Annotated in this window: 9 protein-coding genes; 5 read left to right on the forward strand and 4 right to left on the reverse strand. The window is 57.4% G+C overall.

From position 1 onward, the window contains the following. Positions 1 to 8: 8 nt before the first annotated feature. The 3 genes from lolA to lrp all read right to left on the reverse strand — a co-directional run bounded on the left by lolA (position 9) and on the right by lrp (position 5204). A complete protein-coding gene (lolA, locus tag GV764_RS19035; protein ID WP_161661491.1) occupies positions 9 to 620 on the reverse strand; it encodes an outer membrane lipoprotein periplasmic chaperone LolA in 612 nt (203 codons plus the stop codon). A 147-nt stretch (positions 621 to 767) separates the two neighbouring features. Further along, positions 768 to 4589 (reverse strand): DNA translocase FtsK 4TM domain-containing protein, encoded by a 3822-nt coding sequence (locus GV764_RS19040; protein ID WP_161661492.1) that lies wholly within the window; start codon positions 4587 to 4589, stop codon positions 768 to 770. Between the two features lie 120 nt (positions 4590 to 4709). After that, positions 4710 to 5204: a leucine-responsive transcriptional regulator Lrp gene (gene lrp / locus GV764_RS19045; RefSeq protein WP_000228469.1), complete on the reverse strand. Its 495-nt coding sequence runs from the start codon at positions 5202 to 5204 to the stop codon at positions 4710 to 4712. Positions 5205 to 5826: 622 nt separating this feature from the next. Here lrp and trxB point away from each other — a divergent pair. The 5 genes from trxB to infA all read left to right on the forward strand — a co-directional run bounded on the left by trxB (position 5827) and on the right by infA (position 11632). Beyond that, positions 5827 to 6795 carry a thioredoxin-disulfide reductase gene (gene trxB, locus GV764_RS19050; RefSeq protein ID WP_151604202.1) on the forward strand — a complete coding sequence of 323 codons (969 nt, stop codon included), beginning with the start codon at positions 5827 to 5829 and terminating at the stop codon, positions 6793 to 6795. Positions 6796 to 6909: 114 nt separating this feature from the next. Then, positions 6910 to 8676 carry a heme ABC transporter permease/ATP-binding protein CydD gene (gene cydD / locus GV764_RS19055; RefSeq protein ID WP_161661493.1) on the forward strand — a complete coding sequence of 589 codons (1767 nt, stop codon included), beginning with the start codon at positions 6910 to 6912 and terminating at the stop codon, positions 8674 to 8676. Then, positions 8677 to 10410 carry a heme ABC transporter ATP-binding protein/permease CydC gene (gene cydC, locus GV764_RS19060; RefSeq protein WP_161661494.1) on the forward strand — a complete coding sequence of 578 codons (1734 nt, stop codon included), beginning with the start codon at positions 8677 to 8679 and terminating at the stop codon, positions 10408 to 10410. It abuts the gene before it with no gap. Between the two features lie 31 nt (positions 10411 to 10441). Then, on the forward strand, positions 10442 to 11149 hold the full coding sequence (gene aat / locus GV764_RS19065; protein WP_161661495.1) for a leucyl/phenylalanyl-tRNA--protein transferase: 708 nt from the start codon (positions 10442 to 10444) through the stop codon (positions 11147 to 11149). 264 nt (positions 11150 to 11413) lie between these two features. Next, positions 11414 to 11632, forward strand: a complete 219-nt coding sequence (infA, locus tag GV764_RS19070; RefSeq protein WP_001040187.1) for a translation initiation factor IF-1 — start codon at positions 11414 to 11416, stop codon at positions 11630 to 11632. A 91-nt stretch (positions 11633 to 11723) separates the two neighbouring features. On the opposite strand, the gene clpA is transcribed toward infA, so the two are convergent. Then, entirely contained in the window at positions 11724 to 13997 is a 2274-nt protein-coding gene (gene clpA, locus GV764_RS19075; RefSeq protein ID WP_125291765.1) for an ATP-dependent Clp protease ATP-binding subunit ClpA, read from the reverse strand. Positions 13998 to 14025 lie beyond the last annotated feature (28 nt).

The raw sequence follows: 14025 nt of genomic DNA on the forward strand, positions 1-14025 counted from the left end.
TCACACCTCTATTTACGTTGGTCGTCCACGGTAACGCCCTGCGGCGGCGTGAAGCGGAACTTGCTCATATCCACCGCGCCATTTTGCTGGGATTTAAGCTGATAGCTGCTGCGCTGGTCGTCCTGCTCTACGGCGCTGAACTGATTGATGGTGCCGTCCGCGCTAACGTTAATGGTGAACTGCTTCAGATTGCCCGCGCTGGTTTTCGGCGTCAGGATAAAATCATTGCCACTTTGCTTGATATTGTATTGCTGCCAGTCGCTGGCCTGGTTACGGGCGATCAGCATAAACGGCGTATTGCCGGTGGCGTCTTTCAGCCAGGTGGCGCTTGCCTGCTCAACAAACGGGTTGTAGAACCACAGCGTTTTACCATCGGAGATCAGCACGCTTTCATCCGGCTGGGTCATATGCCAGTTGAACAGGTTCGGGCGTTTAACCCACAGATCGCCCTGACCTTCCTGTACCGCGGCACCGCTGCCGTCGGTCACTTTTTGGGTGAAGCTGGCGTGGAAACTGCCGACTTTATCCAGACGGCTTTTCAAATCGCTCGCTGCGTCCGCCCAAACCGAGCTGGAGGCGAACGCCGCAACGAACGCGCAGGTCATTGCAATTTTTTTCATTATTTATGATTCCTCAACAGGCGCCAGGCCCAACACGGGCTACCGGTGTCGTTAACTGTAGCGCTGGCAGCCGCGATCCCGAAAGAAGAAAAAGCTGATTTTCAGCACTTTACCGATCTTTGCACAGCACGGTAAAGCGCCGGTATGTTATTCGAACGGCGGCGGTGCCAGCACTTCGCGGTTGCCGTTGTGGCCCTGCTCGCTGACGATGCCCTGCATTTCCATCTGCTCGATAATGCGCGCCGCGCGGTTATAGCCAATACGGAACTGGCGCTGTACGCCGGAGATGGATGCCTTACGCTTCTCGACCACGAACGACACCGCCTGATCGAACAGCGGATCCAGCTCTTCGCCAGCGTCAAATCCGCCGCCACCGCCGCCTTCGCTCTCGCTGTCGGAGGTGATGCCATCAACGTATTGCGGACGTCCGCGTGCTTTCCAGTCCTGTACTACCGCATGCACTTCCTGGTCGCGTACAAACGCGCCGTGGACGCGCACCGGGCTGGTGGAGTTCGGTCCGGAATACAGCATATCGCCCATGCCCAGCAGCGATTCCGCGCCGCCCTGGTCAAGGATAGTGCGTGAGTCGATTTTGCTCGACACGGTAAAGGCGATGCGCGTCGGGATGTTGGCCTTAATCAGGCCGGTAATCACATCAACCGAAGGACGCTGGGTCGCCAGCACCAGGTGGATGCCTGCCGCACGGGCTTTTTGCGCCAGACGGGCAATCAGCTCTTCGACTTTTTTACCAACCGTCATCATCAGGTCGGCAAATTCATCCACCAGCACCACGATATACGGCAGTTTTTCCAGCACCGGATGGGTGGCGTCCATGCTGTCGCCCGGCTTCCAGTACGGATCCGGGATTGGGCGGCCCATGCGTTCGGCTTCGAGGATTTTCTCGTTATAACCAGCAAGATTGCGCACGCCCAGGGCTGACATCAGTTTGTAGCGGCGTTCCATCTCATTAACGCTCCAGCGCAGTGCGTTGGCAGCGTCTTTCATATCGGTGACCACTTCGGTCAGCAGATGCGGAATTCCTTCATATACCGAGAGTTCCAGCATTTTCGGGTCGATCATAATAAAGCGCACTTCTTCCGGCGTGGCTTTATACAGCATGCTGAGGATCATAGCATTGACCCCCACCGACTTACCGGAGCCGGTGGTCCCCGCTACCAACAGGTGCGGCATTTTTGCCAGGTCGGCGACCACAGCATCGCCCGCGATATCTTTACCCAACACCACGCTAAGCGGCGACGGGTTGTCGCGGAATTTGGCGTTATCCAGCACTTCACGCAGGTAAACCGTCTGGCGCTTTTTGTTCGGTAATTCCAGGCCGACATAAGGTTTACCTGGGATCACTTCCACGACGCGCACCGCAACCGTAGAAAGCGAACGCGCCAGGTCGCGGGACAGGTTAGAGATACGCGCGGCTTTTACGCCAGGAGCAAGGTTCAGCTCGAAACGGGTGATCACTGGGCCGGGTGAATAGTTCACCACGTCGGCTTTGATCCGGAAGTCGGCCAGACGCGCTTCTACCAGACGCGCCATTTGCTCCAGAGCAAAGGTATCCACCGGTTCAACTTCTGCGGGCGGCGGTGTTAACAGATCCAGCGACGGCAGCGGCGTGGACGGCTTTTGCAACGGACGGCTATCGCCGTTACGCATTAATAACGGGTGGATCAAGCTTTCACGCGGCGGTTCTGCAGGCTGTGCCGGTGCGGCGTAGGCCGGATGCTGTGGCTGGGCCGGCGCAGCGTAAGCTGGTTGCTGCACAGGCTGCTGGGGCTGAGCCGGCGCAGCATAAGCTGGGTGCTGCACAGGCTGTTGTGGCTGAGCCGGCGCTGCATAAGCTGGGTGTTGCACAGGCTGCTGGGGCTGAGCTGGCGCAGCATAAGCCGGTTGCTGTTGCACAGACGCGCGGTAAGCGGAAGGCTGCGGATGCGACGGCTGCGGTTGAACGTGGACCAGCTGAGGCTCATCCTCCACCGGGCTCGGCATAAACAGCGGCTCGCCTGGACCATCGTCAACCAGCGCTTTAATCGGCGAGAAGTCATCCAGCGAGAACGGCATCGCGCCAGAAGGTTGTTCACCCGCGTAGCGCTGTTGCTGTTGTGCGGCAAACTGACGCGACAGTTCCGCTTGTTCTTCATCTGCATCGTCGATGCCCTGCGGCTGACTGTCGGCATCCTGATAGCGCTGCTGCTGTTGCGCCATAAACTGGCGGGCCAGTTCATCCTGCTGCCGGGCGTCTGCTTCATCATCGCTAAACGGCTGTTGCGCGTGACGCGCCTGCTGCTCCGCCATGCGCTGGGAAGGCAACTTGATGCCGTAAGAAGCCAGCTCGCGACGCGTGGGAACGCGAACGCGATTCGGGCGCGGCAATTGCGGACCAATACCCTCTTTTACCTGGGCGCGCGGCGCATCGCTGGCAATGCTGAATACCGGAGTAAAGGCCGCGGCAGCGGTTGCCGCCTGCGCGGCTGCCTGAACCTGCGAAGCGGCTGGCGTCATATCGGGCGGTGCGATGTTGTCCGTCGGCATGGCCGGAGCAACAGCCGGTTTGGGTTCGTAAGCCGGTTGAGCAGGCTCAGGAATCGGTTGATACCATGCTGCCAGTTGCTCACGCTCCCGGGCGCGCTTCTCCTCAACCTCTTCAAAGTAGTAAAGCGGCGGGCGGGTTTGCTTCACGTCGGGCGCGGCAGGTGTTTCTTCGTAAGCTGGCGCTGAATAAGGCGCGTCTTCGGCCCACGTCTGCGTCGGCGGGTAAGGCTCGCTTTGCGGTTCGGAATAAGGCTGATAAGCCGCCTGAGCCTGCATATCCACCGGCGGCGTTACCGGCACATGGTCATAATGCTCAGGCGCAGGCGCAATGGTCGCTTCCGGAATCTGGGTCGTTGGCGCCGGTTGCCATTCCACCACCGGCTCCTGCGGTTGCGGCGCGGCGGTGTATTGAACGGGCTGCGGCGTGGTCGCTGCGGCTGGCGCAACGAGTTGAACCGCTGCCGGAACCGCAGTCGGCACCACGGAATAGCCGCTTAATAACGGATCGTTTTGCTCTTCCGGCGCTAACGCCGTTTGTCCGGAGAACAGCACATCATCGGGATCAAGCTCAACGCCGCCCGCCCGATAATGGACGTCGTCAGGCTCGTCCATGCGCTTGCCGGAGAACAGCGCCTCGTCAGTTTTGCGCCCCACTGGGTTGGTGAATTTTTCGGCCAGCCGTTTACGGCGCGCCAGCGCGCCGCGCAGAATGCGTGCGCGACGGGAGTCTTTAGCGACGACCTCATCCTGATCGTCTTCATACTCGTCGTCTTCGTATTCGTCATCATCCTGCCAGGTATCGTCACGACGGGTGCGGTTGGTCGCGAAGGTTAAAACGCTTAACACCACGCTGCCGATTTTTTCGGCGATACCGACCCAGGACCAGCCGGTGAACAGCGTCAATCCGGCAGCCCAGACGCACAGCAGCGCAATGGTTCCGCCGCTGCTGTTCAACAGCGGCATCATGGCGGTGCTTAATAAGCTGCCCAGCACCCCGCCAGAGGCGAAATACCAGATATCGTCGGCGTTAATGGCCGCCAGCCCGCAAGAAGTCAGGATGAGCGCCAGCACGCCAATCAGGCGTAGCGCGACGGCGAAATAATCAATGTAATCTTCATTCGCGCGATGTCGCCAGGCAAACCAGCAGCCGCCGATCATAATCACGGGCAGCGTATAGGCCATAATGCCGAAAATGAAGAACAGGGTATCAGCCAGCCATGCGCCGGGCGCGCCGCCTAAATTATGGATAGGCTCATGCCAGGCCGTTTGCGACCAGCTGGGATCGGAGGGATTAAAACTGAGTAACGCCGCCATCAACCAGACGGCAAAAAGGGCAACCAGAATCAGCAAAGCTTCCAGAAGTCGACGACTACTATCCAGCTTTGTCAGGGTAACATCTTTGTCTTCAGTGTATTCCTGGCTCAAGAAAGGCTCTCCAGGTTCTTCGAGCTAAAACGGACAGCAGCGCCGGGTCGCCCCGGCACTGCTGCTGTATGGATTAACAGGAGTGTAATCAAACTACAGCGACTTTGCACCTGTTCCGCATTAGCGAGTCTTAATAACCAGACGATTGCTCTGTTTCACTTCTTCCATTACCACGTAGGTACGGGTGTCGTTCACACCCGGCAGACGCAGCAAGGTTTCACCGAGCAATTTACGGTACGCAGACATATCCGGCACACGCGTTTTCAACAGGTAGTCAAAATCGCCTGAAACCAGATGACACTCTTGAATTTCTTCAAGTTTTTGCACAGCGGCGTTAAATTGTTCAAACACATCCGGCGCGCCACGATTCAGAGTAATCTCAACGAAAACCAGCAGTGATGCGTCTAAATAGTGTGGGTTCAGCAGAGCGGTATAGCCCTGAATAAAACCCTGACGTTCCAGTCGGCGCACACGCTCAAGGCAAGGCGTCGGTGAAAGTCCCACTCTTTTAGAAAGCTCGACGTTGGAAATACGCCCATCCTTTTGCAGCTCATTAAGAATGTTACGATCGATGCGGTCGAGATCTTTGCCTGGGCGCTTCTTGCTATCTACCATTATTATTGTCTCTCTCTATTCCTTCCCTACACCTGCCACTACCCGTAAAACATCATTGTCCAGGGTCTTTTACCCGTTATCCTTCAGGTTGCAGATGCGTTGGCTGCGCTCGTTCATCCCAGTCATTTACTGATGGAAACTCCTGGGCGTTCTCTCACTTGCCGCCTTCCTGCAACGCGAATTATTTAGGGTATATATTTTGAGAAGTCCGTTGCCCTCAGGCAGCAATCGACATCACGTATGGCGTCTGTCCACGCCATGCGTAGATTTCAATTGCCCGGTAAAAATACATAAGCTGAAGAAGGTAAAAAGGGTCTACCCGCGCAAATGCTTTTTTCTTCCTCGAATGTTTTCGCAAATGCGCAGGGGATTGTCAAAGCAAAACATCGATTTTTAGTAGAACGTGCCAGATATTGATTACGGCTGGGGATTATTCCTCATTTTATCACCTTATCTCTGACCGGATTTCATTCGCATCCCTAATACTCTGCGGCGTAAAACCGATACATAAGATTGCTTTAAGCTATTACACATATCGTTAACAAAATCGCTGCACTCTTTTATTAGCCCGGTAAATTCCCTACAATCCTGCCCATTGTTTGCCAACTACAATGAGGACCTCATGGGCACAGTGAAACACAGTAAGCTGCTTATTCTCGGCTCCGGCCCGGCGGGATATACCGCTGCCGTCTACGCCGCGCGCGCGAATCTGAATCCGGTACTGATCACCGGTATGGAAAAAGGCGGTCAGCTTACCACCACGACTGAAGTGGAAAACTGGCCTGGCGACCCGCACGACCTGACCGGCCCTGCGCTCATGGAACGCATGCACGAGCATGCCGCCAAATTCGAAACCGAAATTTTGTTCGATCACATTAATAAAGTTGATGTGCAGAACAAGCCGTTCCGTCTGTTCGGTGATAACGGCGAGTACACCTGCGATGCGTTGATTATCGCGACTGGCGCCTCGGCGCGCTATCTCGGCCTGCCCTCTGAAGAGGCGTACAAAGGCCGCGGCGTCTCCGCCTGCGCTACCTGTGACGGGTTCTTCTACCGCAATCAAAAAGTGGCGGTCATCGGCGGCGGCAATACCGCAGTAGAAGAAGCGCTGTATCTGGCGAATATCGCCTCTGAAGTTCACCTGATCCACCGCCGCGACAGCTTCCGCGCCGAGAAAATCCTCATCAAACGCCTGATGGATAAAGTCGCCAGCGGCAATATCGTGCTGCACACCAACCGTACCCTGGAAGAAGTGACCGGCGATCAAATGGGCGTCAGCGGCGTGCGCCTGCGCGACACCCTGAATACCGACAACGTTGAATCTATCGACGTCGCCGGGCTGTTTGTCGCTATCGGCCACAGCCCGAACACCGGGATTTTTGAAGGCCAGCTGGAACTGGAAAACGGCTACATCAAAGTGCAGTCAGGTATCCACGGCAACGCGACCCAGACCAGTGTACCGGGCGTATTCGCAGCTGGCGATGTGATGGACCACATCTATCGCCAGGCAATCACCTCCGCCGGGACCGGCTGTATGGCGGCGCTGGACGCCGAACGCTACCTGGACGGACTGGCGGAAAACAATAAATAATTCTGCAAGTTAAATAAGGCGACTGAATAAGTCGCCTTTCTTTTTTTGTCGTTGTAACATGGCTGCGCGCTTTCATACCCTTAGTTCACTGGACTTTCGCCTGCTTACAACTCGATGAATAAATCCCGCCAACAAGAACTGACCCGCTGGTTAAAACAGCAAAGTGTAATCTCCCGTCGCTGGCTGAATATTTCGCGTCTGCTGGGCGTCGTGACCGGGCTATTGATTATCGCCCAGGCCTGGATCCTGGCCCGCATCCTTAACCATATGATCATGGAAAACATCCCGCGAGAGGCGCTGCTTCTGCCGTTCGCCCTGCTGGTGCTGATCTTTATTCTGCGCGCCTGGCTGGTGTGGGTGCGAGAAAAAGTGGGCTTTCGCGCCGGGGTGCATATTCGTCGGGAAGTGCGCCGTCTGGTGCTGGATCGTCTCCAGCAGGCGGGCCCGGCCTGGATCAGCGGCAAACCTGCCGGCAGCTGGGCGACATTAATCCTCGAGCAAATTGATGATATGCATGATTACTACGCCCGCTATCTGCCGCAGATGGCGCTGGCGACGGCGGTTCCGCTGCTGATCGTGCTGGTGATTTTCCCGGTGAACTGGGCCGCCGCACTGATTTTATTGGGCGCAGCGCCATTAATCCCCATGTTTATGGCGATGGTGGGTATGGGCGCCGCCGACGCCAACCGCCGTAACTTCGCCGCACTGGCGCGTCTGAGCGGCAATTTCCTTGACCGCCTGCGCGGCCTGGAAACGCTACGGCTGTTTAACCGCGGCGCGGCGGAAACCGAAAACATTCGCGAGGCGTCGGTAGATTTCCGCCGTCGCACCATGGAAGTCCTGCGGCTGGCGTTTTTATCCTCTGGCGTGCTGGAATTTTTTACTTCCTTATCGATTGCGCTGGTCGCGGTCTACTTCGGCTTTTCCTATCTTGGCGAACTCGATTTCGGCCATTACGGTGTCGGCGTCACGCTTTTCGCAGGCTTTTTAACACTGATCCTCGCGCCGGAATTTTTCCAGCCGCTGCGCGATCTGGGCACGTTCTACCACGCCAAAGCCCAGGCGGTAGGCGCGGCAGACAGCCTGAAAACGTTCCTTGAAGCGCCGCTGCAAAGCCCGACGCGCGGCACCTTTAAACTCAGTAATAACGATCCAATTACGCTGCGCGCCCATAATCTCATCGTGCTTTCGCCGGAGGGGAGCGCGCTGGCTGGCCCGCTCAATTTTACCCTCGACGCGGGCAAGCGGGTCGCGATAGTTGGCCAAAGCGGCGCCGGTAAAAGCTCGTTGCTGAATGTACTGTCGGGCTTTTTGCCTTATGAAGGTTCGCTGACGGTGAATGAGATTGAACTGCGCGATCTCGATCCGCAGGTCTGGCGTGAGGCTTTAAGTTGGGTTGGGCAGAACCCGCAGTTGCCCGCCGCGACGCTGCGCGACAACGTGCTGCTGTCCGCGCCGGATGCCAGCGAGCACGCGCTGCAAAGCGCGCTGGAAAACGCCTCGGTGACAGAGTTTATCGGCCAGCTGCCCCAGGGCGTCGACACGCCGATTGGCGACCAGGGCGCAGGGCTTTCCGTGGGCCAGGCCCAGCGCGTCGCCGTGGCGCGCGCGCTGCTGACGCCGTGCAAACTACTGATGCTGGATGAACCCGCCGCCAGCCTTGACGCACACAGTGAAATGAAAGTGATGCAGGCGCTGAATGCGGCCTCGCGCCACCAAAGCACCCTGCTGGTGACCCATCAGCTCGATTACATCAGCGAGTGGGATGAAATCTGGGTAATGCGTAACGGCCACATCGTGGAACAGGGGCGTTTCGACGCGCTCGCCAGCGGCAACAGCCACTTTGCGGCGCTACTCGCCCACCGTCAGGAGGAGATTTAAATGCGCGCGTTGCTTCCCTACCTGGCGCTGTATAAGCGTCACAAATGGATGCTCAGCCTTGGCGTAGTGCTGGCGATTATTACCCTGCTTGCCAGTATTGGCCTGCTGACGCTGTCGGGCTGGTTTTTATCCGCCTCCGCCGTGGTTGGCGTAGCCGGCGTTTACAGCTTTAACTACATGCTCCCCGCCGCCGGCGTACGCGGCGCGGCCATCACCCGTACCGCAGGCCGCTACTTTGAACGTCTGGTCAGCCACGACGCCACTTTCCGGGTGCTGGCTCATCTGCGGGTTTACACCTTTACCAAAGTGCTGCCGCTTTCCCCTTCCGGCATTGCCCGTTTTCGCCAGGGCGAACTGCTAAACCGCCTGGTCGCGGATGTGGATACGCTCGATCATCTCTACCTGCGGGTTATTTCCCCGCTGGTCGGCGCGCTGGTGGTGATCCTGGTGGTCGCCGTTGGGCTGTCAGTGCTGGACGTGACGCTGGCGCTGACGCTCGGCGGGATTATGTTCCTCACCGTGCTGCTCCTGCCTCCTCTGTTCTATCGCGCCGGTAAGGGCACCGGCGCGGCGCTCACCGCGCTGCGCGCGCAGTATCGCCAGCAGTTGACGGCGTGGCTGATCGGCAATGCTGAACTGACCATTTTTAACGCCGCGGATCGCTATCGCGAGACGCTGGACGCCACAGAAAGCGAGTGGCAGGAAGCCCAGCGTCGCCAGGCGGGGCTAACGGCGCTGTCCCAGGGCGTGATGATGCTGATCAGCGGCATGACCGTGGTGCTGATGTTATGGATGGCGGCGGGCGGTGTGGGCGGCAATACCCAGCCCGGCGCGCTGATTGCGCTGTTCGTGTTCTGCGCGCTGGCAGCGTTTGAAGCCCTGGCGCCGGTGACGGGCGCATTCCAGCATTTAGGCCAGGTGATCGCCAGCGCTCAGCGGGTAACCGATTTAACCGAACAGCAGCCCGACGTCGTCTTTACGGATGGGGCATCCGCCGCGTCGGCACCCACGGCGGTGACCTTCAATAACGTCAGCTTCCGTTACTCCCAACAGGCGCAACCGGCGCTGAACCAGGTCTCATTAACCCTCAATGCCGGGGAGCGCGTGGCGCTGCTGGGCCGTACTGGCTGCGGGAAATCGACGCTGCTGCAGTTGCTTACCCGCGCGTGGGATCCGCAGTCGGGCGAAATCACCCTCGCAGGACGCCCGCTGGCGCAGTACAGCGAAGACGCCTTGCGCGCCAGTATGAGCGTGGTGCCGCAGCGCGTGCATCTGTTTAGCGCCACCCTGCGCGATAACCTGCTGCTTGCCGCGCCTCAGGCCAGCGATACAACGCTCGCCGAAACCCTGCGCCAGGTAGGTCTTGACAAGCTGCTGGAAGACAGCGGCTTAAACAGCTGGTTGGGTGAAGGCGGTCGCCAGTTGTCCGGCGGCGAGCTGCGCCGTCTGGCGATTGCGCGCGCCCTGCTCCACGATGCGCCAATGATGCTGCTGGACGAACCCACGGAAGGGCTGGATGCCGAAACTGAACAGCAAATTTTAGCCCTGCTGGATAAGGTGACGGCCAATAAAACCGTATTAATGATCACCCATCGTCTGCGCGGTTTGGCTGATTTTAACCAAATCGTGGTAATGGATAATGGCCAAATTATTGAAAGTGGAAATCATGACGAATTGATGGCGAAACAGGGTCGATATTACCAGTTTCGCCAATCCTCCGTAGTCTATGATTGAACGATAACGTCCTGCGGTGGAGCCTGGTAAGATGCGTCTGGTTCAGCTTTCTCGTGAGTCAATCACCTTCCCGTCGCCGGAAGGTGCATTGCGGGAGCCGAATGGCCTGCTGGCCCTCGGAGGCGATCTCAGCCCTGCGCGTCTGTTAATGGCCTATCAGCGCGGTATTTTCCCGTGGTTTTCGCCGGGCGATCCGATTTTGTGGTGGTCGCCCGATCCGCGTGCCGTACTGTTCCCCGATCGGTTTCACCTGAGCCGCAGCATGCGGCGCTTTCACACCCGCTCGCCCTACCGGGTCACGCTTAATCACGCCTTTGGGGAAGTGATCGACGCCTGCGCCAGCGATCGCAGCGAAGGCACCTGGATCACGCCGGAAGTGCTGACCGCTTACCTGCGGCTGCACGAACTCGGACATGCGCATTCGATTGAAGTGTGGCATCAGGATCGGCTGGTGGGCGGCATGTACGGCGTGGCGCAGGGCGCGCTGTTTTGCGGCGAGTCGATGTACAGCCGCCGCGAGAATGCGTCTAAAACCGCGCTGCTGGTATTCTGCGACTATTTTATCCGTCAGGGCGGTAAACTGATTGATTGCCAGGTGCTGAATAATCATACCGCGTCGCTGGGCGCGGTGGAGATTGCCCGGCGCGATTACCTGAATTACCTCAGCCTGCTTAAACCACAGCCGCTGCCGGCGCACTGCTGGGTGCCTAAAGTGCTGTTTGATACAGGCAATAAATAATGTTTTCCGCATATTTTACGGGAGAGTGCTATACTCTTGCCCGCAGAGAAAACTCTTCACATTACCCGCCGCCGTTTAGGATCCACTGTTTAGGCTCTATCTCCCCTTTACGTTTGCGTTCTGGATGCGGTTAATCCCGTGTCATCGGGTCATGCGCAGAATCAACTTTGCCGGTTTATCCACCGCAAAATCTTTACATATTTGGTGAACTTGGGCATTATCTTGCCGGTTCAAAACATTGGTAGTGATACCCCAGAGGATTAGATGGCCAAAGAAGACAATATTGAAATGCAGGGTACCGTTCTGGAAACGTTGCCTAATACCATGTTCCGCGTTGAGTTGGAAAACGGTCACGTGGTTACTGCTCATATTTCCGGTAAAATGCGCAAAAACTACATCCGCATTCTGACGGGCGACAAAGTGACTGTTGAACTGACCCCGTACGACCTGAGCAAAGGCCGCATTGTCTTCCGTAGTCGCTAAGCATTAATCGAATCGGCGCTGCGGGCTTGCGGCGCGTTGAATACAAAAAGGCCGGGTGAATCACCCGGCCTTTTATTTTGTCGCATTACGCTTAGTGCGCCGCTTCCGGCTTGTGCTTTTGCGCGCTCTGGAAGTGATAGGTCAGCTCACCCTTCTCTTTATCCAGCGCCACGGTGACCTGGCCGCCATCCACCAGCGACCCGAACAGCAGTTCGTTGGCCAGCGGTTTTTTCAGGTTATCCTGGATAACGCGCGCCATTGGACGTGCGCCCATCGCCCGGTCGTAACCTTTCTCTGCCAGCCAGTCGCGCGATTCCTGGCTAACTTCCAGCGAAACGCCTTTCTGATCCAGTTGCACCTGCAGTTCGACAATAAACTTGTCGACCACCTGATGAATAACGTCAGTGCTGAGATGGTTGAACCAAATGATGTTATCCAGACGGTTACGGAATTCCGGCGTAAACACCTTCTTGATCTCTTCCATCGCGTCGGTGCTGTTGTCCTGATGGATCAGGCCAATCGTTTTACGCTCGGTCTCACGCACGCCGGCGTTAGTGGTCATCACCAGGATCACGTTGCGGAAGTCCGCTTTGCGTCCGTTGTTGTCGGTCAGCGTCCCGTTGTCCATGACCTGCAGCAGCAGGTTGAACACGTCCGGATGCGCTTTTTCGATCTCATCAAGCAGCAACACTGCATGAGGATGCTTGATAACCGCATCGGTCAGCAGGCCGCCCTGATCGAACCCGACGTAACCCGGAGGCGCGCCAATCAAACGGCTGACGGTATGACGTTCCATATACTCGGACATATCAAAGCGCAGCAGTTCAATACCCAGCGATTTCGCCAGCTGGACGGTGACTTCGGTTTTCCCTACCCCGGTCGGCCCGGCGAACAGGAATGAACCCACCGGCTTGTGGTCGTGGCCTAAACCGGCGCGGCTCATCTTGATGGCTTCGGTTAACGCTTCGATAGCGTTATCCTGGCCGAACACCAGCATTTTCAGGCGGTCGCCCAGGCTCTTCAGGGTATCGCGATCGCTGGCCGAGACGCTTTTCTCCGGAATACGCGCAATACGCGCCACCACCGATTCGATATCCGCCACGTTGACGGTTTTCTTACGCTTGCTCACCGGCATCAGACGCGCACGGGCACCCGCTTCGTCGATGACGTCGATGGCTTTATCCGGCAGATGGCGATCATTGATGTATTTGACCGACAGCTCCACGGCGGCGCGCACCGCTTTGGCGGTATAACGCACATCGTGATGCGCTTCGTATTTCGGCTTCAGACCATTGATGATCTGCACCGTTTCTTCCACCGACGGCTCAGTAATGTCGATTTTCTGGAAGCGACGCGCCAGTGCGCGGTCTTTTTCGAAAATATTGCTGAATTCCTGATAGGTGGTGGAGCCGATCACGCGGATCTTGCCGCTGGAGAGCAGCGGTTTGATCAGGTTAGCGGCATCAACCTGCCCGCCAGAGGCCGCGCCCGCACCAATAATGGTGTGGATTTCATCAATAAACAGGATGCTGTTGGTATCCTGCTCCAGCTGTTTCAGCAGCGCTTTAAAGCGTTTTTCAAAATCGCCGCGGTATTTAGTGCCCGCCAGCAGCGAGCCGATATCCAGCGAATAGATGTTGCAGTCGGCCATGATTTCCGGCACGTCGCCCTGCACAATACGCCAGGCAAGGCCTTCGGCAATGGCGGTTTTACCGACCCCGGATTCGCCCACCAGCAGCGGGTTGTTTTTCCGGCGGCGGCACAGCACCTGAATCGCCCGCTCCAGCTCCTTATCACGGCCTATCAGCGGGTCAATGCCGCCGACGCGCGCAAGCTGGTTGAGATTGGTGGTGAAGTTTTCCATACGCTCCTCCCCGCCTGCTTGCTCTTCGTTAACTGGATTTTCTGAACCGCTGGACTGATGCGGCTCATCTTTGCGCGTGCCGTGTGAAATGAAGTTCACCACGTCGAGACGGCTGACTTCATGTTTGCGCAGCAAATAGGCGGCCTGGGATTCCTGCTCGCTGAAAATCGCCACCAGCACGTTAGCGCCTGTCACTTCGCTACGGCCTGACGACTGTACGTGGAATACGGCGCGTTGCAGTACGCGTTGAAAACTCAACGTCGGCTGGGTGTCGCGCTCCTCTTCGCTCGCCGGGAGGACGGGCGTGGTTTGTTCGATGAAGGCTTCAAGTTCCTGTCGCAGCGCCACCAGATCCACTGAACACGCTTCCAGCGCTTCGCGGGCTGATGGGTTACTGAGCAAAGCCAGTAACAGATGCTCGACGGTCATAAACTCATGTCGGTGCTCGCGCGCTCTGGCGAAAGCCATGTTTAAACTGAGTTCCAGTTCCTGGTTGAGCATAGGCACCCCCCTCAATATAATTCGCCGT

The organism is Atlantibacter hermannii, assembly GCF_009907385.1.
Lineage (GTDB): Bacteria > Pseudomonadota > Gammaproteobacteria > Enterobacterales > Enterobacteriaceae > Atlantibacter > Atlantibacter hermannii_A.

Coding starts and splice junctions, on each gene's coding strand:
- lolA (WP_161661491.1), bottom strand. CDS start 620: ATGAAAAAAATTGCAATGACCTGCGCGTTCGTTGCGGCGTTCGCCTCC.
- lrp (WP_000228469.1), bottom strand. CDS start 5,204: ATGGTAGATAGCAAGAAGCGCCCAGGCAAAGATCTCGACCGCATCGAT.
- trxB (WP_151604202.1), top strand. CDS start 5,827: ATGGGCACAGTGAAACACAGTAAGCTGCTTATTCTCGGCTCCGGCCCG.
- cydD (WP_161661493.1), top strand. CDS start 6,910: ATGAATAAATCCCGCCAACAAGAACTGACCCGCTGGTTAAAACAGCAA.
- cydC (WP_161661494.1), top strand. CDS start 8,677: ATGCGCGCGTTGCTTCCCTACCTGGCGCTGTATAAGCGTCACAAATGG.
- aat (WP_161661495.1), top strand. CDS start 10,442: ATGCGTCTGGTTCAGCTTTCTCGTGAGTCAATCACCTTCCCGTCGCCG.
- infA (WP_001040187.1), top strand. CDS start 11,414: ATGGCCAAAGAAGACAATATTGAAATGCAGGGTACCGTTCTGGAAACG.
- clpA (WP_125291765.1), bottom strand. CDS start 13,997: ATGCTCAACCAGGAACTGGAACTCAGTTTAAACATGGCTTTCGCCAGA.